The 21,208-nt window shown below is 41.2% G+C and carries 23 protein-coding genes; 16 read left to right on the forward strand and 7 right to left on the reverse strand.

All coding sequences use genetic code 11. The annotated features are described in order from the left end of the window. Window positions 1-4: 4 nt before the first annotated feature. The 10 genes from secY to DEO27_RS29975 all read left to right on the forward strand — a co-directional run bounded on the left by secY (window position 5) and on the right by DEO27_RS29975 (window position 6,902). Complete coding sequence (secY, locus tag DEO27_RS29930; protein ID WP_112574507.1) at window positions 5-1,348, forward strand: preprotein translocase subunit SecY; 1,344 nt, start codon at window positions 5-7, stop codon at window positions 1,346-1,348. A 6-nt stretch (window positions 1,349-1,354) separates the two neighbouring features. Beyond that, on the forward strand, window positions 1,355-2,146 hold the full coding sequence (map, locus tag DEO27_RS29935; protein WP_112574506.1) for a type I methionyl aminopeptidase: 792 nt from the start codon (window positions 1,355-1,357) through the stop codon (window positions 2,144-2,146). A 64-nt stretch (window positions 2,147-2,210) separates the two neighbouring features. Beyond that, complete coding sequence (gene infA / locus DEO27_RS29940) at window positions 2,211-2,429, forward strand: translation initiation factor IF-1 (protein WP_022833270.1); 219 nt, start codon at window positions 2,211-2,213, stop codon at window positions 2,427-2,429. A 4-nt stretch (window positions 2,430-2,433) separates the two neighbouring features. After that, window positions 2,434-2,550 (forward strand): type B 50S ribosomal protein L36, encoded by a 117-nt coding sequence (ykgO, locus tag DEO27_RS29945; protein WP_022833269.1) that lies wholly within the window; start codon window positions 2,434-2,436, stop codon window positions 2,548-2,550. A gap of 88 nt (window positions 2,551-2,638) precedes the next feature. After that, complete coding sequence (gene rpsM, locus DEO27_RS29950) at window positions 2,639-3,016, forward strand: 30S ribosomal protein S13 (protein ID WP_091215993.1); 378 nt, start codon at window positions 2,639-2,641, stop codon at window positions 3,014-3,016. A gap of 134 nt (window positions 3,017-3,150) precedes the next feature. Further along, entirely contained in the window at window positions 3,151-3,540 is a 390-nt protein-coding gene (rpsK, locus tag DEO27_RS29955; protein WP_112574505.1) for a 30S ribosomal protein S11, read from the forward strand. Between the two features lie 67 nt (window positions 3,541-3,607). Beyond that, window positions 3,608-4,216 (forward strand): 30S ribosomal protein S4, encoded by a 609-nt coding sequence (gene rpsD / locus DEO27_RS29960; RefSeq protein WP_112574504.1) that lies wholly within the window; start codon window positions 3,608-3,610, stop codon window positions 4,214-4,216. A gap of 193 nt (window positions 4,217-4,409) precedes the next feature. After that, entirely contained in the window at window positions 4,410-5,402 is a 993-nt protein-coding gene (locus tag DEO27_RS29965) for a DNA-directed RNA polymerase subunit alpha (RefSeq protein WP_022833265.1), read from the forward strand. 139 nt (window positions 5,403-5,541) lie between these two features. Continuing rightward, window positions 5,542-6,093 carry a 50S ribosomal protein L17 gene (gene rplQ / locus DEO27_RS29970; RefSeq protein ID WP_112574503.1) on the forward strand — a complete coding sequence of 184 codons (552 nt, stop codon included), beginning with the start codon at window positions 5,542-5,544 and terminating at the stop codon, window positions 6,091-6,093. Window positions 6,094-6,419: 326 nt separating this feature from the next. Further along, entirely contained in the window at window positions 6,420-6,902 is a 483-nt protein-coding gene (locus DEO27_RS29975; RefSeq protein WP_112574502.1) for a nuclear transport factor 2 family protein, read from the forward strand. Between the two features lie 76 nt (window positions 6,903-6,978). On the opposite strand, the gene DEO27_RS29980 is transcribed toward DEO27_RS29975, so the two are convergent. Both DEO27_RS29980 and DEO27_RS29985 read right to left on the reverse strand, forming a co-directional pair. After that, window positions 6,979-7,470 (reverse strand): GNAT family N-acetyltransferase, encoded by a 492-nt coding sequence (locus DEO27_RS29980; RefSeq protein WP_190295277.1) that lies wholly within the window; start codon window positions 7,468-7,470, stop codon window positions 6,979-6,981. A 291-nt stretch (window positions 7,471-7,761) separates the two neighbouring features. After that, window positions 7,762-8,052, reverse strand: coding sequence for a hypothetical protein (locus tag DEO27_RS29985; RefSeq protein WP_112574499.1), 291 nt, complete (start codon window positions 8,050-8,052; stop codon window positions 7,762-7,764). Between the two features lie 258 nt (window positions 8,053-8,310). Here DEO27_RS29985 and dnaK point away from each other — a divergent pair, with 258 nt between their 5' ends. Continuing rightward, complete coding sequence (dnaK, locus tag DEO27_RS29990; RefSeq protein ID WP_112574498.1) at window positions 8,311-10,212, forward strand: molecular chaperone DnaK; 1,902 nt, start codon at window positions 8,311-8,313, stop codon at window positions 10,210-10,212. Between the two features lie 267 nt (window positions 10,213-10,479). Here dnaK and tnpA read toward each other — a convergent pair whose 3' ends face one another. Next, window positions 10,480-10,941: an IS200/IS605 family transposase gene (gene tnpA / locus DEO27_RS29995; protein ID WP_112574497.1), complete on the reverse strand. Its 462-nt coding sequence runs from the start codon at window positions 10,939-10,941 to the stop codon at window positions 10,480-10,482. 63 nt (window positions 10,942-11,004) lie between these two features. Continuing rightward, the gene (locus tag DEO27_RS30000; RefSeq protein WP_112574496.1) at window positions 11,005-13,269 is read right to left on the reverse strand and encodes a glycoside hydrolase family 31 protein; all 2,265 of its coding nucleotides are present in this window, start codon (window positions 13,267-13,269) and stop codon (window positions 11,005-11,007) included. A gap of 342 nt (window positions 13,270-13,611) precedes the next feature. On the opposite strand from DEO27_RS30000, the gene DEO27_RS30005 reads away from it, so the two are divergent. After that, window positions 13,612-13,998 (forward strand): hypothetical protein, encoded by a 387-nt coding sequence (locus tag DEO27_RS30005; RefSeq protein ID WP_112574495.1) that lies wholly within the window; start codon window positions 13,612-13,614, stop codon window positions 13,996-13,998. Between the two features lie 78 nt (window positions 13,999-14,076). On the opposite strand, the gene DEO27_RS30010 is transcribed toward DEO27_RS30005, so the two are convergent. Then, complete coding sequence (locus DEO27_RS30010; RefSeq protein WP_112574494.1) at window positions 14,077-14,979, reverse strand: NDP-sugar synthase; 903 nt, start codon at window positions 14,977-14,979, stop codon at window positions 14,077-14,079. 102 nt (window positions 14,980-15,081) lie between these two features. Continuing rightward, window positions 15,082-16,197 (reverse strand): M42 family metallopeptidase, encoded by a 1,116-nt coding sequence (locus DEO27_RS30015; protein ID WP_112574493.1) that lies wholly within the window; start codon window positions 16,195-16,197, stop codon window positions 15,082-15,084. Window positions 16,198-16,434: 237 nt separating this feature from the next. On the opposite strand from DEO27_RS30015, the gene DEO27_RS30020 reads away from it, so the two are divergent. Together DEO27_RS30020 and DEO27_RS30025 are read left to right on the forward strand one after the other, a co-directional pair. Further along, window positions 16,435-17,331 carry a DUF6340 family protein gene (locus DEO27_RS30020; protein WP_146750099.1) on the forward strand — a complete coding sequence of 299 codons (897 nt, stop codon included), beginning with the start codon at window positions 16,435-16,437 and terminating at the stop codon, window positions 17,329-17,331. A 36-nt stretch (window positions 17,332-17,367) separates the two neighbouring features. Then, window positions 17,368-18,273 (forward strand): DUF6340 family protein, encoded by a 906-nt coding sequence (locus DEO27_RS30025; protein WP_112574491.1) that lies wholly within the window; start codon window positions 17,368-17,370, stop codon window positions 18,271-18,273. Here DEO27_RS30025 and DEO27_RS30030 read toward each other — a convergent pair. Next, on the reverse strand, window positions 18,248-18,682 hold the full coding sequence (locus DEO27_RS30030) for a GNAT family N-acetyltransferase (protein WP_112574560.1): 435 nt from the start codon (window positions 18,680-18,682) through the stop codon (window positions 18,248-18,250). The two genes, DEO27_RS30025 and DEO27_RS30030, sit on opposite strands and share 26 nt — an antisense overlap. A gap of 494 nt (window positions 18,683-19,176) precedes the next feature. Between DEO27_RS30030 and DEO27_RS30035 the strand changes: the two genes are divergently transcribed. Further along, window positions 19,177-19,509: a hypothetical protein gene (locus DEO27_RS30035; protein WP_112574490.1), complete on the forward strand. Its 333-nt coding sequence runs from the start codon at window positions 19,177-19,179 to the stop codon at window positions 19,507-19,509. 82 nt (window positions 19,510-19,591) lie between these two features. Further along, window positions 19,592-21,196 (forward strand): SulP family inorganic anion transporter, encoded by a 1,605-nt coding sequence (locus DEO27_RS30040; RefSeq protein ID WP_410505359.1) that lies wholly within the window; start codon window positions 19,592-19,594, stop codon window positions 21,194-21,196. Window positions 21,197-21,208 lie beyond the last annotated feature (12 nt).

Here is a 21,208-nt window from a genome sequence, read left to right on the forward strand (position 1 = left end):
TTCGATGAAGAAATTTTTCACCACATTATCCAATATCTGGAAAATCGAAGATCTGAGAGTGCGTATTACTAACACACTCTTATTTCTTTTAATATATCGTGTAGGCTCATTCGTTGTTTTACCCGGCGTTAACGCTGCGATAGCATCAACCCAAAAGGCAGAAGGATTAGTAGGATTGCTGAATATGTTTGCGGGAGGTTCGTTTTCACGTTCCTCTATTTTCGCGTTAGGTGTTATGCCTTACATTTCGGCTTCAATTGTGGTGCAACTGCTGGGTATTGCCGTTCCGTATTTTACCAAATTGCAAAAAGAGGGTGAAAGCGGACGCAACAAGCTAAACCAATGGACACGCTACCTAACAATAGGTATTACCTTTTTACAGGCTATAGGTTACCTTAAATCGCAGGTTGCTGCTGATGCAAGGACTATTGCTGATCCGTTCACCTTTATCTTCCTTAACACTTTCGTGTTAACTGCGGGCACATTATTCGTAATGTGGTTAGGTGAAAAAATCACTGATAAAGGTATCGGTAATGGTATATCACTAATCATCATGGTTGGTATCATTGCTCAGTTACCGGGCGCTTTTGCTACCGAGTTCATTTCGCGTAATGGCGGTGCCGGTGGTTTGATCGCGTTCATTGTTGAGATTGTAGCGCTTATTGGCGTAGTAATGTTTACTATACTGATAGTACAGGGAACCCGTAAAATTTCGGTACAATACGCTAAACGTATTGTGGGTAACAAACAATATGGCGGCGTGCGCCAGTATATACCATTAAAGGTAAATGCTGCCGGTGTAATGCCAATCATATTTGCTCAGGCATTAATGTTTATCCCGCAAACTGTATCGCAGTTTTTCCCTAACGTATCATCAAATGGTATACTGATAGCTTTGGCTAACTATAACTCATGGGAGCATAACCTGTTGTTTGGTATCCTGATTATCCTGTTCACTTACTTCTACACTGCTATTACGGTTAACCCTAACCAAATGGCCGATGATATGAAGAAAAACGGTGGCTTTATTCCGGGCATCAAACCAGGCCGTACTACTGCCGAGTTTATTGATGGCGTAATTTCAAGGATAACTTTACCAGGATCTGTATTCCTGGCTATTATAGCAATCATCCCGGCTTTGGCCAGTTTGGTTGGTGTATCTCCAATATTTGCAAGGTTCTTCGGCGGTACATCGCTGATCATCCTGGTAGGTGTTGTGCTGGATACATTACAGCAAATAGAAAGTCATTTGTTGATGCGCCATTATGATGGTTTAATGAAAACCGGACGTATTAAGGGACGTACAGCTATGCCTGCCGCTGCCGGTACCAGTCCGACAGCGATTTAATTAGTAATGTCAAAAATCCATTATAAGTCTGTCGAAGAGATAGAACTCATAAGAGAAAGTTCTTTACTTGTTTCTAAAACACTCGGAGAGATAGCTAAGGTTATCGCTCCGGGTGTTAAAACAATTGAACTGGATAAGCTTGCCGAAACCTTTATACGGGATAACGGCGGTGTTCCTGCCTTTTTAAACTATCACGGATTTCCTTATTCACTGTGTATCTCCCTGAATGATCAGGTTGTACATGGCTTTCCCGGCTCGCACGTTTTAACCGAGGGCGACCTGGTATCAGTTGACTGTGGTGTTATTTTAAATAAATACTACGGTGACTCGGCTTATACCTTCGCTATTGGTGAAGTGAGCGATCAAGTTAAGAAACTCATGCGTGTTACGCAGGAGTGCTTAAAGCTGGGCGTTGAGAAAGCGGTTGTGGGTATGCGTATTGGTGATATAGGTTACGCTGTACAGGAGCATGCCGAAAAGAACGGATTTGGTGTGGTAAAGGAACTTGTAGGCCATGGTGTAGGCTTAAAGCTGCATGAGAAGCCGGAAGTGCCTAACTATGGCAAACGTGGTGCTGGTATCAAACTGGAAGAAGGGATGGTGATAGCTATCGAGCCAATGATCAATGCCGGCCGTGCCGGTGTTAAATTCTGGGATGACGGCTGGACAGTTTCAACTTCAGACAAGAAACCTTCTGCACATTATGAGCATACCGTAGCGGTACGCAAAGGTACTCCAGACATTTTATCGACGTTTGATTACGTAGAAAATGTTTTAAAAGAAAAAAATAATAATTAAATAATTTTTTATTAATTTTGCATCCCGGTTTTAGGGCGGATAATTAAGTAATAATCAACAAAATATGGCTAAACAATCTTCGATTGAGCAAGACGGTACAATTAGAGAGGCATTGTCGAATGCAATGTTCAGGGTTGAACTTGAAAATGGTCATGAGATTATAGCGCACATATCGGGCAAAATGCGTATGCACTACATTAAAATTCTTCCTGGCGACAGGGTGAAATTGGAAATGAGCCCATACGATTTAACAAAGGGTAGAATAACCTATAGATATAAATAAAAAGATGAAAGTTAGAGCATCCATCAAAAAGCGCAGCGCTGATTGCAAGATCATCCGCCGTAACGGGAAACTTTACGTTATTAACAAAAAGAACCCGAAGTTTAAACAACGCCAGGGCTAATAACAATTACTGAATTGGAGAATGTTGAATTACTGATGATAGCGATTCGATAATTCAATGATTCGATAACTCAATAAACACAAGAAATATGGCAAGGATTTCAGGTATTGATTTACCAAAGAATAAAAGAGGAGAAATCGGACTTACTTACATTTACGGTATCGGCCGTTCAACAGCTCAAAGGATTTTAGCTGAAGCTGGCATCGACGTAAATATTAAAGTACAAGACTGGACCGATGAGCAATTAGCTGCTATACGTGGTATCATCAACGAGCAAATTAAAGTTGAAGGTGCATTACGTTCAGAAGTACAGCTTAACATTAAACGTTTGATGGATATTGGTTGCTACCGTGGTACACGTCACCGTAAAGGTTTACCATTACGTGGTCAGCGTACTAAAAACAACTCACGTACCCGTAAAGGTAAACGTAAAACAGTTGCTAACAAGAAAAAAGCTACTAAGTAGTAAGTGATTGGTGAGCAGAGAGCGGTGAGTAGTTGTCGCTTTTAGATCGCCAGGAATACCTCATTTGAAAATTATAATTAATGAGTCCGAATTATTCGCTAATTCAGTAATTCATTAATTCAAAAATTAAAAAAATGGCTAAAGCTAAAAAAGTTACCAAAAAACGCATTGTAATTGTTGAGCCAGTTGGCGAAGCACACATCAATGCTACTTTTAACAACATCATCATTACCCTTACCAACAAAACCGGCCAGGCAATTTCATGGTCATCTGCTGGTAAAATGGGTTTTAAAGGTTCAAAGAAAAATACTCCTTACGCTGCCGGTCAGGCTGCTGCTGATTGCGGTAAAGTTGCTTATGACTTAGGTTTACGTAAAGTTGAAGTATTTGTAAAAGGCCCTGGTGCTGGTCGTGAGTCAGCTATCCGTACTTTGCAAACTGCAGGTATCGAAGTAACTACGATTAAAGATATTACACCGCTTCCGCACAACGGTTGCCGTCCTTCAAAAAGAAGAAGAGTTTAATTAACATATTTTTTAAAGCTAAGATTCAGCAACTACAGGTTGTTTGATACTTTAAGAACACACAAAAATGGCCAGATATACAGGACCAAAATCCAAAATTGCCCGTCGTTTCCGTGAGCCGATCTTCGGTCCGGACAAAGCGTTAGAACGTAAAAACTACCCACCGGGTCAACATGGCGCATCAAAACGCCGTGGAAAGCAATCAGAGTATTCAACTCAGTTGCAAGAGAAACAAAAAGTAAAATACACTTACGGTGTATTAGAGCGTCAGTTCGAAAACTTATTTCACCGTGCATCTGCTAAAGAAGGCATCACAGGCGAAAACCTGTTGAAATTCTTGGAAGCACGTTTAGATAACGCTGTTTTCCGTTTAGGTATTGCTCCTACACGTTCAGCAGCACGCCAATTGGTTAACCACAAACACATCACTGTTAACGGTGCTGTTGTAAACATCGCTTCTTATGCATTAAAAGCTGGTGACGTGGTTGCAGTACGTGAAAAATCTAAATCATTAGAAGCTATCACTACTTCAGTTGCCGGAAGAAGAATCAACAAATACAGCTGGTTAGAGTGGGATGCGAATAACCTTACAGGTAAATTCCTTAACTATCCTAACCGCGATGAGATTCCTGAAAACATCAAGGAAAACCTGATCGTCGAGTTGTACTCAAAATAATAAGATATTGGATATTAGATGTGAGATTTGGGATTTTTTCTCAAATCTCATTTCTGGTTACATACGTAAACAAATCAATTATAAGAATGTTCTTAGGTACCAGATAGTTGAATACGGGCATGTAAAAATGTCCTGAACCTAATATCTCAAATCTCAGATCTATTAATTAGTAAACAATAAATAAAGGATATAAATGGCAATTTTAGCATTTCAAAAACCAGACAAGGTTATCATGCAAAAAGCAAATGATTTTGATGGTACGTTTGAATTTCGTCCGTTAGAACCAGGTTTTGGTGTAACCATTGGTAATGCTCTGCGTCGTATCTTGCTTTCATCACTTGAGGGTTTTGCAATCACTTCTGTTCGTTTTTCGGGAGTAACGCATGAATTTTCAACCATCAAAGGTGTTGTGGAAGACGTAACCGAGATCATCCTGAACCTGAAACAAGTTCGTTTTAAGAAAACAGGAGAATCTGGCGACAGCGAGAAAATATTTGTTATTGTAAATGGCCAGGATGCATTTAAAGCTGGAGATATCACCAAATTCTCTAACAATTTTACTGTATTAAATCCTGATTTGGTACTTTGCAACATGGACCCATCAGTAACGCTTGAAGTTGAGCTTACTGTAGGTAAAGGCCGTGGTTACGTGCCAAGCGAGGAAAATAAAAATCCTGACGCTAACGTTGGTGTTATAGCTATCGATTCGATCTATACCCCGATCAAAAACGTAAAATATACCATCGAAAACTATCGTGTTGAGCAAAAAACCGACTATGAAAAATTAGTATTGGATATTGCTACCGATGGTTCTATCCATCCTGAAGATGCTTTGAAAGAAGCGGCTAAAATCCTGATCCAGCACTTTATGCTGTTCAGCGATGAAAACATGATGCTTGAAGCACAGGCTAAAGAAGAAACTAAAGAGGTTGACGAAGAGATCCTGCACATGCGCAAGATCCTTAAAACTGAATTGGTTGATCTTGACCTTTCTGTACGTGCCCTTAACTGCCTTAAAGCTGCTGATATCCGCAGCCTGGCTGACCTGGTATCGTATGATGTTGCTGACATGTTAAAATTCAGGAACTTTGGTAAAAAATCGTTAACTGAAATCCAGGACCTGGTTAAATCAAAAGGTTTATCTTTTGGTATGAACCTGTCTAAATTTAAGTTAGACGAAGAATAATAAGAGATTAGAGGTTTGAGATAAGAGATTAGTCTTATTTCAAACCTTTCTTTTTTAAATGAATATTAATTAAGCGAAAGCATAATTCCGAGGGCTTGAGCCTATCGCCCAACGGTATGCACGTGAAATATATAAAACAATGAGACACGGAAACAAAAACAATCACTTAGGCCGTACTACCAGCCACCGCAAAGCGATGCTGGCTAACATGGCAACTTCGCTTATTTTACACAAGCGTATCACTACAACATTAGCAAAAGCAAAAGTTTTACGCGGTTATGTTGAGCCACTTTTAACAAAATCAAAAAACGATACTACGCATTCTCGTCGTACAGTATTTAGCTACCTTCAGGATAAAGATGCTACTTCAATCCTTTTCCGCGAAGTTGCTGAGAAAATCGCTAACCGCCCAGGTGGTTACACCCGTATCATCAAGTTAGAAAACCGTTTAGGCGATAACGCTGAAATGGCAATCATCGAGCTTGTTGATTACAACACTGTTTACGGTGCTGACGCTGCTGCTCCTGCTAAGAAATCAACCCGTCGTCGTGGTGGTTCTGGCGCGAAAGCTAAAACTGCTGCTCCTGTAGCTGCAGAAGAAGCTGTAGTAATTGAAGACGTTAAAGAAGAACCAGCTGCTGAAGCACCTGCACCTTCTGAAAACGAAGAAAATGCTGAAAAAGGCGAATAATTAATTATTCATCTTAACAGATACTAAAAGCGGCCTGCTCATTGAGCGGGCCGCTTTTGTTTTAATCAGGCTCTTTTATCTGTAAGCGATCTGTTTTGAACAGGGAATGTAAATGCGTGTTTTGCCACTCCGGAATGCTTTTTACTAAATTTTTAACTCCTGGTATTGTTTTAATCTTCTCAGGCTTACAAAAGTTTCATTGTTTGAAATTTTGCATTTTTTTGTATAAATTTCTAATAGTCAGTTGATTAGTGAGTGTTTTTTGATTTATTGTAGTTAAATTTAAGAGGTATTGTAATCAAGTTTAACCCTTAAATCCTAAAACAATGAAAAATCTTTTGATCGTGCTTTTGGTACTTTTAGCCGGTAGTACATGGGCACAAGCCCCTAAGAAAAACGGCATCATTTACAAGGAACATCCATATATCACTATCGTTAACAAATCAAACGATCTGTTTATTAAGCAGGATTGGGCCGGCCTGGCGAAGTTATACGCTGACACGGCGATATTTTACGACCCGACGAGTCCGAAGAAGATTTCTCTTGCCGATCAGAAAAAGGGCTGGGCTGCTATAGCGAAAGACTGGGGTCAGATAAAAATAGTTAAAGTTGGGTATCCAGACGGGTTGGCCTACGATAAAGATCCTTTTACTGTACAATCATGGTGGACGATAACCACAGTAAATAAGAAAACAAAGAAAACCGCGAAGTTTCATTTAGTACAGTTTGATGAGTTTAATAAGGCGGGGAAAATTGCCGTGGAGATAGCTTATTACGATCAAACACCACTTATAAATGCTTCGAAATAGTTAGGCATCATAAAAAGGCTTTCTTAAAGGCTTACGGCACCCTTTGCATGGTAATCGTAAGCCTTTTTATTTGTCGCTATTTTTTTAAATTATAGGTTAGCAATCCTGCATCGTCGTTTATCAACGTGAACCCGCATTTATCCAGGATCCTTCGCGATGGCAGGTTATCGGCATAAGTGTGCACGATGATCGCCTGTACAAATTCATGTGTAAACGCCCATTGCGATAGCAGTTTCAGCGCTTCGGTAGCAAATCCTTTGTTATGCTGATTAGCATCGATCATATAGCCTATTTCTGCTTCTCCTGCTTCATTAGGGTATCCGGCGAAGCCCATTCCCCCGACGACCGTGTTTGCGCTTTTTAGGACTATCTCCCATGCCGTATACCAGAGGTGTTTGTCGGGAAATGCAAGGGTATTAGGTAGCCAGAAATTATCGAAGGCGTCGTCGATTTCTTTGATATATAATGGATCGATCTTCATAGCAGAGGGTCTTAAGCCTAATGAAAGTTCCAGCAACTTACGATCTTGTTTAAGTAATAATAATTGCGCGTGTGTTAACGGTATCATTTGCAACCTTTGCGATTGAATAAAAAACATGGAATGTTTGGAATTAAATAACAATAAAAAAACCAGTTCGCTTTTTAAAAGTGAATGTACAGCCGATAGAAATATGGCTGTTTGTTATGCAATTCCAGGCAATATGATGAGCCTGTTGGGTTTGTTAAGTAACAGAGGCGGTTATTTTATAGATATAAAAGTAAGGTTTTTTGCGATTGTCTGAACTTAAACGGATTAAAGAATTTTTAGAATTTGCGTAGCATTCGATCAATTCTTTAATTCGTTTAATTCCGGTTCAGATCACTCGTCAATATAAAACTTGATATCATTAAACCGACTGCGCCCTTCGCGTACAAAATTGCCATCGATATTATAGAGCACATCGCCAAAAAGGGAGCGGCCTTTCCTGATCAGGTTATCGTCGATATTGCAAACCACGTCGCCAAACATCCCTTGTCCCTTTTTTACTATTTTGCCGTCTATGGTATATAAGATGTCACCGAAACGGCCTTGTCCTTTCCGCACGTAGTTACCATCGATGGTGTAAAGCACGGTTCCAAATTTGTTATTGCCTTCACAGATATATTTCATAGCGGTCTTATAATTGCGTGTTTCAAATTAAGAGATAAACTGACAAGTTACAAGCCTGGCAACAACCTTTTACCTTTCGCCTTTTACCTTTCGCCTCGCAATTTCTGCCAACCTGTCATCGCAAAGTAAGCTATCCTGCCGCCTTGTTCACAAACTGACAATTAAAGGCAATTTTTACTGCCATTGGCATATTGGCACACGCATTGATAAATAGCGGTGGTAAGTAAACAATAAATCAAAAAAGAAAAACAATCATATATGTCTAAAATAATTGGAATCGACTTAGGAACAACTAACTCCTGCGTTGCTGTAATGGAAGGTAACGAGCCTGTAGTTATAGCTAACAGCGAGGGTAAACGTACTACGCCGTCTGTAGTAGCTTTTATTGATAATGGCGAACGTAAAGTTGGTGATCCTGCAAAACGTCAGGCTATCACTAACCCTACAAAAACCATTTCGTCAATCAAACGCTTTATGGGTAACCAGTTTAGTGAAGTTACAAGTGAAGCGGCACGTGTACCTTATAAAGTAGTTAAAGGCGACAACAACACTCCACGTGTTGAAATTGGCGACCGTAAATATACCCCGCAAGAAATTTCTGCAATGATTCTTCAAAAAATGAAGAAAACTGCTGAAGATTTCTTAGGTACCGAAGTAACTGAAGCGGTTATTACCGTTCCTGCTTACTTTAACGATGCTCAGCGTCAGGCTACTAAAGAAGCCGGTGAAATTGCAGGCTTAAAAGTACGCCGTATCATTAACGAGCCTACAGCTGCTGCTTTGGCTTACGGTTTTGATAAAGCACACAAGGATATGAAAATTGCTGTGTTTGACTGCGGTGGTGGTACGCATGACGTATCTATCCTGGAGTTGGGTGATGGCGTTTTCGAAGTAAAATCAACTGACGGTGATACTCACTTAGGTGGTGACGACTTTGACCAGGTAATTATTGACTGGTTGGCAGAAGAATTTAAAAGCGACGAAGGTATTGATCTGCGTAAAGATCCAATGGCTTTACAACGTTTAAAAGAATCGGCCGAGAAAGCTAAAATTGAGTTATCAAGTTCAGCACAAACAGAAATCAACCTGCCATACATCACTGCTGTTGATGGCATGCCTAAGCACTTAGTTAAAACTTTAACCCGTGCTAAATTTGAGCAATTGGCTGATACTTTGATTAAACGTACTATCGAGCCTTGTAAATCAGCTTTGAAAAATGCTGGTTTAAGCACTTCTGATATCGACGAAGTGATCCTGGTAGGTGGTTCAACCCGTATCCCTGCTATCCAGGAAGCTGTACAAAAATTCTTTGGTAAAGCTCCTTCAAAAGGTGTTAACCCAGATGAAGTTGTGGCTATCGGTGCTGCTATTCAAGGTGGTGTATTAACCGGTGAGGTTAAAGACGTATTGTTACTTGACGTTACCCCACTTTCATTAGGTATCGAAACTATGGGTGGTGTAATGACCAAATTGATCGAGTCAAACACTACTATCCCTACTAAAAAATCTGAAACTTTCTCAACCGCCAGCGACAGCCAGCCATCAGTTGAGATCCACATATTACAAGGTGAGCGTCCAATGGCTGCGGGTAACCGTACTATAGGTCGTTTCCACCTGGATGGTATTCCACCAGCACCTCGTGGCGTACCACAAATTGAAGTTACTTTCGATATTGATGCTAACGGTATCCTGCACGTATCTGCAAAAGATAAAGCTACAGGTAAAGAGCAAAAAATCCGTATCGAAGCTTCTTCAGGTTTAACTGATGCTGAGATCAAAAAGATGAAAGACGAAGCTGAAGCAAACGCTGATGCTGACAAAAAGGCAAAAGAAGAAGTTGAAAAACTGAACGCTGCCGATGCCTTGATCTTCTCGACAGAAAAACAATTGAAAGAGTACGGCGATAAGATCCCTGCTGATAAAAAAGCTCCAATCGAAGCTGGTTTAGCTAAATTGAAAGAAGCTTATTCAGCTAAAAACTTTGACGCTATCGAAGCTGCACAAACCGAGCTTAACACTGCCTGGACTGCCGCATCTGAAGATATGTACAAAGCTTCTGCCGAAGGTGCTCAAGGTCAGCCAGGTGATGGCAACCCAGGTGCCGGTGCGCAGGATAACTCTGACACCGTTACAGACGTTGATTTTGAAGAAGTGAAATAATAAGTTTTATTTCTATAATATAAAGCCCGGTTTGGTTAATTCCAGACTGGGCTTTTTTTGTGAGCAATATTTGCCTGGTTGTGTGCGTAGGAGGCACCTACGGAGCCAAATCGTCTTTACAATGGGCTATAAACAGGGTACTCCTATGGAGTTATGCCAAAGTAATAAGTAACTCGAAGGCAAAACTCCGGAGGAGTATCATGTTTATAGAAAAATAGCAAAGTGAACCTGGCTCCATAGGAGCCTCCTGCTGTACTATTGTGCAAACTATTCAGAAAACTCAAATAGATACTTTTCTTCAAACGGAATTTCAAATTTTTCCAACAATGACATATATTCCTGCTTGAATGTCTTTTTGTGATGGTGGATTTCCTGATTCTGAATATATTTTATTACCGAATCAATATGTGATTTTGAATAGGAGAAAACCCCATATCCTTCCTGCCATCTAAACTTACCTCTTACCCAATCTTTGCTATTGACAAATTCATTGCTTTGCACCTTGATTTCCTTTACAAAATCGGAAATTAATATGATGGGTTTAAAGCCCACGAAAATGTGTATATGATCGGGCATGCAATTTATAGCAAGCAATTTTGCACCTCGGTTCTGAATTAACGCCGTGATATATTTATGCAATTCTTCTTTGTTATTTTTTGATACGAGGCTCTGCCTGTCTTTAACCGCGAAAACGAATTGAAGATAAATTTGCGAGAAGGTATTGGCCATTATTTGATGATGCTTAACCGAATGTAACTAGTATCACAAGAATTTCAAAATAACGAATGACAATTATAACCTTACCTCAATATCTCCGCTTTCATTCTTCATTACCCCATCTTTCAACTTAACTGCTCCAAACCCATGCAAAATAAATTTCAACTGCATAAACCGCGATTTAAATGCCCCTTCAACCGCCGATAAACTGATGCTTTTATTCACCGGATCAAAACGGATATGGCGTTTATAATAAACGCCCTGCTCGTAATCATACGATACACCATCATCCTCATAATAAACAAAACTATTGGGCTCGCTTCCATTCCAGATATGGATCTGCAATAAGCCATCTCCGGGTTCATTGGTGCTTTGCACAACACTTTGCATTGGAATAATGCTCCCGGCTTTTACAAACACGGGTAAATCTGTCAGGGGAGCAGGTACATGTACTATCTGTCCGCCATCATAAAATTTATCGTTGCTTAACCGGTACCATGAACCTTTAGGCAGGTAAACATCTTCATTAAGTTTAGTACTCTCTACCGGGACAATCACCATGGCATCGCCAAACATAAATTCATTTTGAAAGCGTTCGTCAAAAATGTTTTCATCGGTTGTATGCTCAATAGCCAATGTTCGGTTTACCGGCAGGCCGGTTTGGGTTGATTGGTAAAAGCTGCTATATAAATAGGGAAGGAGCTTATATCGCTGCTCAATATCTTTTTTGATGATCTGCTCATTGTCTGAGCCCCATTCCCATGGCTCACGCATTTTGCTGCCCTGTATGGCATGATTGCGGAACATAGGTGTATATGTACCCAGTGAGTTCCAGCGTACCATTAGCTCGGGCGTAGGATTGCCACTGAAGCCGCCAATATCCACGCCAACGAAAGCCATACCTGTAATGCCTAAACTGTTCACCAGCCGGGAGCCTAATAGCATATGGGCATCGGTGGCGGTGTTATCACCCGTCCACACGGCCGAATAACGCTGTGTGCCGGAATAAGCTGCACGGGTTAGTACAAATGGTCGTTTGTTGCCCAGGATCTTCCTGGTGCCATCATAAGTTGCACGGGCCATTTGCATGCCGTAGGCGTTGCGCACCTCCGGCATAAACTTATCGCCAAATTTAACTATCCACGGAATGTTTTGCCCCCATGCGGCAGGTTCGTTCATATCGTTCCAAAAACCTTCAACGCCGGGATCGGTAAGCGCGGTAAAGGCTGCGCCCCACCACTCACGGACATCTTCCCTGAAAAAATCTGGAAAATGGCAGCGACCAGGCCATACATAGCCGGTATAGTTTTCGCCATCGGGGTATTTGGCAAAATAGTCCCGCTCAATACCTTCATCATATTCTTTGTAGCCCTCTTCTACCTTAATACCCGGATCAACAATGGTAACCAGCCTGAAGTTCATGGCTTTTAGTTTATCCAGCATCTGCTTGGGTTTAGGAAAAGTTTTTTTATTCCAGGTGAAGATCTTGAAATCGTCCATATAATCGATATCGCAATACATGACATCGGCAGGAATTTGTTTTTTGCGGAAGGTTTGGGCTATGTTCAACACCTCATCGGCGCTCATATAGCTCCATCGGCATTGCTGATAACCTAGGCTCCAGAGCGGCGGCATTTCCATCCGGCCGGTAAGCCAGGTATAATCTTCAATAATTTTGGCAACCCCCTGCGCTCCGAAGAAATAATAATTCAAATCACCACCGTCGGCACCAAACCAGCTTGTTTCCTCATCTGTAGATGCACCGAAATCGAAATAACTTTTATGGGTATTATCAAGGAAGAGGCCATAGGTGAGTTCGCTATGCAATCCGATAAAAAACGGGAAGGTTTTATAAAGCGGATCAGATTCGGGGGTATGGTTGGGCGCATCGGTATTCCAGTTTACATAAGCAGACCCGCGCCTGTCAAGGTTGCCGGTTTTTTCGCCAAGACCGATAAATCTTTCGCCTTCGAACAAACGGCGGTAACAGGTTACCCGTTCGCCCTGCCAGTTGGTGCCGAAGCGGGCATCATCTTCACTAAGTGAAATGCCATCGACAGTAAAAAAATTAAATCTCAACGGTGATTTCTGAATACTGAGCTTTAGCGCTGATGTGGTAATATCAATATTGGCAGATGATTCATCAAAATCAAAATCGGCCAGTGGTTCCCTGATTACCGCGAAGGAAGTATCATCCGGATTAAAATTTTTGCTGATGTTTACCCGGATAATAGTCGGGCTGTAAATGTAAACCCTCGCCTCAGCTTCTGCGGTTTTAATGATTAAAACACCATCATGTTGTTTAAAGCCCTGTATGTTACCTGCTATTTGAAAATTCATACCTGTGATATACCCGGATAGATAGGGTACTTAAAGGCAACGTTGTTTGGTTGGGTTGGTTTTGTAAAATCTGATTTTTGAAAACGTTGCACAGAAATTTTTATTTCATGCCTCTAAACGACAAAGAAGCGTTTTCGACCGATCAACTCCCCGTAATTTTCGACCAACTCGTAAAATATTGATAATTAATGCGTTTTAAGCGTTTGCCGATTGCTTTTTGTGATTGGTCTATATTTATAAAGCGCTGGTATAACACTTTTTAGCAGTTAAAATTAATGTTGTTCATTTGATCATTGAAAATAACAAACACAAAATATTTAACATACTTAAAAGCTCAAAATCATGAAAACTTCAATAAAATTATCAGCATTATTCTTCTTATTAACTACAGGTGTTTTTGCAACTACAGCCGCTAAAGCAGCCGATGTAACCCCAAAAGCTAAAGAGGTAGTATCTTTCCGCGCACTTGACCACGATCGCGGTGTTAAATTAACTATCGCGAAATCAGATGCCGGCCGTTCATTTGTACGTGTTTATGGTAAACATAACGAGTTGTTGCTGAAAGATGTAGTATCAACCAAAACTGATGTTGAAAGAGGTTATGTTTTAACCGAACTTGAAGATGGCGATTATACTATGGAAGTTAAAACAGGCAACCAGGTAGTTAAGAAAAACCTGCACGTATACGAAGAAAACGATCAAAAAACATTCTTTATTTACCAGGACTAATTTTTAATTAAGCATATCAATAAAAAAGCTCCCGTTCGGTTATCCGACGGGAGCTTTTGTTTTAAGAATCAAAAATATTTAGTCCCAAAGTTTTTGAGGATAAACACCGTTAGCTACAAGATCAGAAATGCTTTTTTGAACAATAGGCTTATCTTCTTTGTAAGTAACACCGAACCATTTTGAACCTGTAGGGATCACTTTAAATGCAGCTGTACCATCTTTAATCAATTTATCGGCAGCCAACGGGATAAAGAACTCTGATTTAGGGTTGTTTTCGTTAGCGGCAACAAAGTCTACAAACATTTGCTCGCTTTGTTTAAAGATAGCTGGAGTAAAGCCCCAGAAGTTCATTGATACGCGGGTATCGTTAGGAAGCGGGTGCTCGCCGGTTGCGTCTTTATAAGCTACGCTGCCATCTTCTTTAAAATAAACTTCGGTACGCTCGTTAATTTCAACCATGTTACCGGCATCATCAACTTTACATACACCGCGTGATACCGAACCGTAATCAGAAAGGGTACGGTCAATCTGGTATCCTACCAGCGAATACAGATCGTCTTTAACTTCGGTGGTTAAGAATTTGGCCATTTTTTCAAATGCATCGTAACCATAATAATCATCAGCATTAATTACACAAAAAGGCTCGTTAACCTGGTTACGCGCTGCAAGTACCGCATGGGCAGTTCCCCATGGTTTAGCGCGTTCTATTTGTTTATCAATACCAAATGGTTTAAGGTCAAAACTTTGAAATACATAATCTGTTTCAACACGGCCAGCCAGTTTAGGCTCAAAAATAGCTTTAAAGCTATCGGCAAACTCTTCGCGGATGATAAAGGTTACTTTACCAAAGCCGGCTTTAATGGCGTCGTATATTGAATAATCAATAATGGTTTCGCCATTAGGGCCAAAACCGTCAACTTGCTTCATGCTTCCGTAACGGCTTGCCATACCTGCCGCGAGTATCAATAAAGTTGGCTTCATAGTAGATTCTTGGGGATTTTTAATATTTGGGTTGCGTTTTAATTTTTTATGAGAGAAATAAATATTAGCCCGAATTGTTTTACGGGTTATATTAAGTTTTTGTTATTTGATATACCTGAAATCCTGGCCTGCCTGTATGTTTAACAGCGATTCGTATATTAAACGGATCACATTGTCAACATCTTCTTTGTGGATCATCTCTACAGTGGTATGCATATAACGTAAAGGCAATGAGATCAATGCCGATGGTACGCCGTCATTTGAATACGCAAAAGCATCGGTATCGGTACCTGTTGAACGTGATGAAGCCTGGCGCTGGAATGGGATGCCTGCTTTTTGGGCGCTTTCAATCAATAATTTATTCAGGTTGTTTTGTACAGCAGGGGCGTATGATACTACCGGGCCTTTACCACAGGCCAAATCGCCCTGGGTAATTTTATTGATCATTGGCGTTTGCGTATCATGCGTAACATCGGTAACGATAGCCACATTAGGTTTAATTTTATGGGCAATCATTTCGGCGCCACGTAAACCAATCTCTTCCTGTACTGCATTAACTATATATAAACCAAAAGGTAGTTTTACATTGTTTTCTTTTAGCAAACGGGCTACTTCGGCAATCATGAAGCCGCCTGCACGGTTATCAAGCCCGCGGCCGACATAATAGCGGTCGTTAAGCACCATAAACTCATCCTCATAGGTAATCACACAACCTACGTGGATGCCCAGTTTTTCAACCTCTTCTTTTGAAGTACACCCGCAATCTAAAAAGATGTTTTTTAGTGTTGGGGCCTCTTCTTTATCGCCACCCAGGCGGGTATGGATAGCCGGCCAGCCGAAAACGGCTTTAACTACGCCATTATCAGTATGGATGTTTACACGCTTTGAAGGAGCTATCTGATGATCTGAACCACCGTTACGGATAACATATATTAAACCATCGTTGGTAATGTAGTTTACAAACCATGAAATTTCATCGGCATGGGCTTCAATAACTACTTTATAATCGGCCTTAGGGTTAATGATACCAACCGCTGTGCCGTAGTTATCAACATAATGTGTATCGATATAAGGTTTCAGGTATTCGAGCCAAAGCTCCTGGCCTTTCCATTCAAAGCCGGTAGGCGAGGGGTTGTTAATATATTTTTCGAAAAACGCGAGTGAAGTTTCATTTACAACAGAAGTATGCTGTGGGGCGTCAGATTTCTTTTTAGCCATGTCGGATTGATGTCAAACTAAGTGTAATACAGCAAATATAATAAAGCTCGTGACATTGCGCTAAAATTAAGACGGATATAAACTGAGTATTAAATATGTACGATTGACATTAAACGTTTTTGAAAATATTTAGTCACAATAAAGACGCTGGTTTGTTTTGATACAAAAATGACCGGTTATTTCATAATGCTTTCATGCTTATGTTATACCTTTCCGCGATATTTAATTTTTAATAAAGTGAAACTATTCAGGCTTACTTGTATCTTATTTGCTGCTTGCTTTTTAGCCGCGTGCAGTGTTCCTCAATATGTAAATGTTCCGGTTGATTATGCTCCGAAACTGAATTTTAGCAGGGGAAGGACAACTATAGTGGTTGTTAATCATTATATGCCCGATTCGACCCGTAACCGGGGCAAGCGTGTATTGGCTACGTTTAAAGCCGCTGCTTATACCGCTATTAATAATGCTGCCATTCAATTGCACGCTCTGCCGGGTGTAAAAGTAGTTAGACTGGTAGATTCGGTTAATTTTACCGCCAATACCGATTCTGTTAAGTTTTTGGCTAAAAAATACAAAGCTGCTTATGTGCTGGCTTTTGAGGATTTTAAAGGTGAAACAAAATGGAAACAAGACAATTATAACGGTGTGCCATCTGTTTACCGTGCAACGGTTATCACTACCAGCTTCACCCTTTACGAAGCAAACGGCCTTTACTCTAAAAAGCTAAATGGCGAAGGCGAGATCTATGATAATAATGCTTATGGAAGCGCCTCAAGCCTGCTTGCCCATGGTGGGCCTTTGTTTGATGCCATCAGAACTTCGGCTTTAGATGCACTTAAGGATTATTTACCATATACAGATTATCACGACAGGCCGCTTTATGCCAACGGCGATCAGTTAAGCAGTTCGGTCGAGCTGATCAAAGCCGGAAAGTTTGATAAGGCGTTCCAGATCCTGAACCCCCTTATTGATGGGCCCGACCTGAAACTTGCCAGCAGGGCTGCTTACAACCTCGCGGTAGTGTATGAAGCCCAGGGTGATATTGAAGCCGCGCTTGATGTGGCCAAAGTATCCAATCAAAAACAACCTAATGATTATGCTAAAGCCATTATTGTTGATTTGATGAAAGAATAAAGCGCCCAAACCTAAACCAACCTTATTACAAATACCTTGAAAACTTTATTAATCATTTGTGCGCTTGCCGCCCTGGGTTTGGCATCCTGCAGTGTCGATTATCAACTTACCGTGCCGGTTAATTATGCCCCTAAACTGGAACTGGGACATGACGAAATCAAAGTTGTAGTAGTAAACCGGTTTACGGTTGATTCGGTAGCGAATAAAAATAAGCGTAAACGCAATGTGTTAAAGGGCGGCTCTTACAGCGCTATTGCAATGGCCGCCAAACAACTTGATATGCTGCCGCATATCCAAACAACCGTACTTGCCGATTCTGCCAATTTATCTGCAGATACTACACCGGTAAAAAAGCTTGCCGAAAAGTACGGTGCCAATTACGTTTTAACCCTTGATTCGCTAAGTGCTGATATACCCATGGAGCTTGTTGATTCCACGGAAGTATATACTACGGTGGTTAACGTGAAATTTACGCTGTATGAAAGCAATGGCAATTACTTTAAGATATTGAGAGGTAAAGCAAAAGATTATCATTCGGAGAGCCGTTATTACGGTATATTGGCAGCTTTGATAGTGCATCCTACGGTAAAGGGAAATGGGCAGGCCATAAGCCAATCGGCAGGGAACGCGGCTATCGACGCTATTAAGGATTATCTGCCATCTACCTTAACTAACCAGCGGCCGCTTTATGCCGATAACGACAGCCTGAAAGCAGCTATTAACCACATGGTCGCGAAGCGGTATCATGAAGCTTTTAAAATATTGAACCCCATTATTGAGGGGCCCGACCCCAAACTGGCCAGCCATGCGGCCTATGACCTTGCCGTATTGTATGAGGCGCAGGGCGATATCGAAGAAGCCCTTAAAGCGGCGAAATTATCAAACGAAAAGCAACAAAATTTTCGGGCAAACGCCATTATTCCGTCTCTTGAGCAGGAGTAAGCGTTTTTTCGAGGATCTCGTAATCAAAACCGTTTTTTGAAAAGAGATTGCCGGTATGGCTAAAGCCTGCTTTAAGATAAAAGTTAATGGCAGACAGCCTTGCATTGCACCACAAGCGGGTGCCGCCGTTGGTTGTGGCAAAGTCGGTTATATGTTGTAATACCAGGCGGCCTATCCCCATATTCTGCATGGTTTCGTCAACAGCAAATTTCCGGAACTGCCAATCTGTACCTTTATCAAAAAGAGATATTACTGCTATAATATTGTTATCCTTAAACGCGGCAAAGTGGTAGCCATGGTTATCCTCCTCCATTTCCATTTCGTAAAGTTTGCTTTCGGGATATAATACACGCTGTCTTAATCGCCAGGTAAGTTCCGGGCGAATTTGCTCTATAGATATTTCTGACATTTTTAATTTCGGATGTTCGATTTCGAATTTGGTAAATGAAAGCCCAAAAGTAAACAAATAAGATATTTTACTGTGTGAACAGCAACCTCTGCTCTGGCGATAGCTCAATGTCATTAAGTTAAGGGAAATCCCCCAGAGGGGGTAAAGGTTTGTAGCAATAATATACCCAAAAAGAACCGTGCCATAGGTACGGAACACCGGAGTTGTGTATCTATGCACACTAAAAATCTGGTATATCTTACTGCTACAAACGTTTTGCACCTCTGGTGCTCCCTGTCAATCTCTTAACCTAATGACATTGGCGGTAGCTCAACACCTATGCCGGAAAAAAGATTCTTAATTTGTAACAGGGCTTCGTTTTTAGCGTCTATGTCATAAAGCGTTAGTTTTTTGCATGTGTTAATAATTGTTAAAAAACGGTAATTGTATTGTAAGAATAGCTTTTGCTTGTTTAAGCCGATGGTTTAACAACGGATTTTTATATATTTGTGTTGATGAAGATCAGGAATAATAAAATATGGGTAGTGGCGCTGTTCATGACCGTCTTTGTAATAAAGATGGGCATTTCGCTTGCTCCCTTGTTTTCATGTCTTGATAACAAAACTGTAAGCGCGGTGATCCTTCAGTTAGAGCAGGAAAGCAAAACTGAAAAGGACAGCCCGGAAAAAGACTTGATGAAGGAGAAAAAGACCTTCGATGCGTATGATTTCCACGCCATCAACTTCATTACTTTCATTACCGAATCCAAGGTTCTCCATAACCAGGAAAACGCATTATATAAACAGGTATATCACCCTGTAGTCCCTACGCCCCCGCCAAACGCATAAGATGAATTTAACCGGATACTTCCCTATCCGGATAGCAATGCTTTATAATTCATTTTAAAATTTTACTCAATCTTTCATTCTTATGCAAATCAAGCAAGGTGAGTCTGCTATGGGCAATCTCAACCTGAAAAAATATTTTTTGTCCAAAAACTTAAAAAGGGACATTCCGTCAAGTCTTGTAGTATTCCTGGTGGCATTGCCGCTGTGTTTAGGTATAGCGCTGGCATCGGGCGCGCCACTTTTTGCCGGCCTGTTAACAGGTATTATTGGCGGGATAGTGGTGGGTACGCTTAGCGGCTCGCAATTGAGCGTTGCCGGTCCGGCGGCTGGTTTAACAGTAATTGTACTTAACGGAATTACATCATTAGGTGCTTACGAAACCTTTTTGCTGGCCCTGGTGATTGCCGGTGCTTTCCAGATTATACTGGGTATAATCAAAGCCGGCACTATCGCCAATTACTTCCCGTCATCAGTTATTGAGGGAATGCTTGCGGCCATCGGGATCATTTTAATCATGAAGCAGTTTCCGCACGCGGTTGGCTATGATGCCGATTTTGAAGGTGATGAAGGCTTTAGCCAGGTTGACGACCATAATACTTTTTCGGGTATAACGCGGGCCTTTGCCCGCATCAATTACGGCGCGGTGATCATAGCACTGGTTTCTTTGGCATTTATGATCTACTGGCCGAAGTTTAAAAAGTTGGCCGTAGTTCCTGCTCCTTTATTGGTAGTACTGGCCGGCATAGGCTTAAGTCTTGCCTTTTCGGGAACAGGCCTTGCCTTGCTTGATAAGCAGTTTGTACGTATTCCGCTGGTAAACAGCAGCGCCGAGTTTTTCGGGCTGTTTAAATCGCCGGATTTTAGCCAGATAGGCAACAAACAGGTTTGGATAACAGCTGTCACTATTGCCATTGTGGCCAGCCTGGAAACCTTGTTAAGCCTTGAAGCTGTAGATAAAATAGATCCTATTAAACGCATATCGCCAACCAACCGCGAACTACTTGCTCAAGGTGCGGGCAATATAGTGAGCGGTATGCTTGGCGGCTTACCCATGACCGCGGTTATCGTTCGTTCATCGGCAAACGTAAATGCCGGTGCGCGTACTAAAATGAGCGCTATCATACATGGTATATTCTTATTGGTTGCATTATTGGCAATACCGTCTTTAATTAACCATATCCCGCTGTCGTGTCTGGCAGCGATCCTGCTGATGACTGGGTATAAACTGGCTCGTATAAGCCTTTTCAAGCACATGTGGCATCAAGGCTTGAGCCAGTTTATCCCTTTCGTAGTTACCATTGTAGCCGTTGTTATGACCGATTTGCTTATTGGTGTGGGCATAGGTATGCTGGTAGGGATCTTTTATATTCTTCGTACTAACCTGCGTAACCCTTATTTCTATCACCTGGAGAAAAACGGCAGCAAAAAAGTTATCAGGATTAAGCTTGCCGAGGAAGTATCCTTCCTGAATAAGGCTGCCATACAGGTAACGCTTACCAGCTTACCGCAAGGCGCCGAAGTGGTGATTGACGGATCAAGCTCAAGGTATATTGATCCTGATGTGCTGGAGATCATCCACAATTATAAGCACAATGCCTATACAAAGGGCATCATAGTGCAATTGAACGAAGTAAAAGAGAAGTACGATGTACCTCCTTTGAAAGAAATGGTTTATAACCCCAACTAAATTTAAAAGACA

The organism is Mucilaginibacter rubeus, assembly GCF_003286415.2.
GTDB lineage: Bacteria > Bacteroidota > Bacteroidia > Sphingobacteriales > Sphingobacteriaceae > Mucilaginibacter > Mucilaginibacter rubeus_A.

Excerpts from the sequence above, each read along its gene's own strand:
- secY (WP_112574507.1), top strand. The coding sequence starts at position 5 with ATGAAGAAATTTTTCACCACATTATCCAATATCTGGAAAATCGAAGAT.
- map (WP_112574506.1), top strand. The coding sequence starts at position 1,355 with ATGTCAAAAATCCATTATAAGTCTGTCGAAGAGATAGAACTCATAAGA.
- infA (WP_022833270.1), top strand. The coding sequence starts at position 2,211 with ATGGCTAAACAATCTTCGATTGAGCAAGACGGTACAATTAGAGAGGCA.
- ykgO (WP_022833269.1), top strand. The coding sequence starts at position 2,434 with ATGAAAGTTAGAGCATCCATCAAAAAGCGCAGCGCTGATTGCAAGATC.
- rpsM (WP_091215993.1), top strand. The coding sequence starts at position 2,639 with ATGGCAAGGATTTCAGGTATTGATTTACCAAAGAATAAAAGAGGAGAA.
- rpsK (WP_112574505.1), top strand. The coding sequence starts at position 3,151 with ATGGCTAAAGCTAAAAAAGTTACCAAAAAACGCATTGTAATTGTTGAG.
- rpsD (WP_112574504.1), top strand. The coding sequence starts at position 3,608 with ATGGCCAGATATACAGGACCAAAATCCAAAATTGCCCGTCGTTTCCGT.
- DEO27_RS29965 (WP_022833265.1), top strand. The coding sequence starts at position 4,410 with ATGGCAATTTTAGCATTTCAAAAACCAGACAAGGTTATCATGCAAAAA.
- rplQ (WP_112574503.1), top strand. The coding sequence starts at position 5,542 with ATGAGACACGGAAACAAAAACAATCACTTAGGCCGTACTACCAGCCAC.
- DEO27_RS29975 (WP_112574502.1), top strand. The coding sequence starts at position 6,420 with ATGAAAAATCTTTTGATCGTGCTTTTGGTACTTTTAGCCGGTAGTACA.
- DEO27_RS29980 (WP_190295277.1), bottom strand. The coding sequence starts at position 7,470 with ATGATACCGTTAACACACGCGCAATTATTATTACTTAAACAAGATCGT.
- DEO27_RS29985 (WP_112574499.1), bottom strand. The coding sequence starts at position 8,052 with ATGAAATATATCTGTGAAGGCAATAACAAATTTGGAACCGTGCTTTAC.
- dnaK (WP_112574498.1), top strand. The coding sequence starts at position 8,311 with ATGTCTAAAATAATTGGAATCGACTTAGGAACAACTAACTCCTGCGTT.
- tnpA (WP_112574497.1), bottom strand. The coding sequence starts at position 10,941 with ATGGCCAATACCTTCTCGCAAATTTATCTTCAATTCGTTTTCGCGGTT.
- DEO27_RS30000 (WP_112574496.1), bottom strand. The coding sequence starts at position 13,269 with ATGAATTTTCAAATAGCAGGTAACATACAGGGCTTTAAACAACATGAT.
- DEO27_RS30005 (WP_112574495.1), top strand. The coding sequence starts at position 13,612 with ATGAAAACTTCAATAAAATTATCAGCATTATTCTTCTTATTAACTACA.
- DEO27_RS30010 (WP_112574494.1), bottom strand. The coding sequence starts at position 14,979 with ATGAAGCCAACTTTATTGATACTCGCGGCAGGTATGGCAAGCCGTTAC.
- DEO27_RS30015 (WP_112574493.1), bottom strand. The coding sequence starts at position 16,197 with ATGGCTAAAAAGAAATCTGACGCCCCACAGCATACTTCTGTTGTAAAT.
- DEO27_RS30030 (WP_112574560.1), bottom strand. The coding sequence starts at position 18,682 with ATGTCAGAAATATCTATAGAGCAAATTCGCCCGGAACTTACCTGGCGA.
- DEO27_RS30035 (WP_112574490.1), top strand. The coding sequence starts at position 19,177 with ATGAAGATCAGGAATAATAAAATATGGGTAGTGGCGCTGTTCATGACC.
- DEO27_RS30040 (WP_410505359.1), top strand. The coding sequence starts at position 19,592 with ATGCAAATCAAGCAAGGTGAGTCTGCTATGGGCAATCTCAACCTGAAA.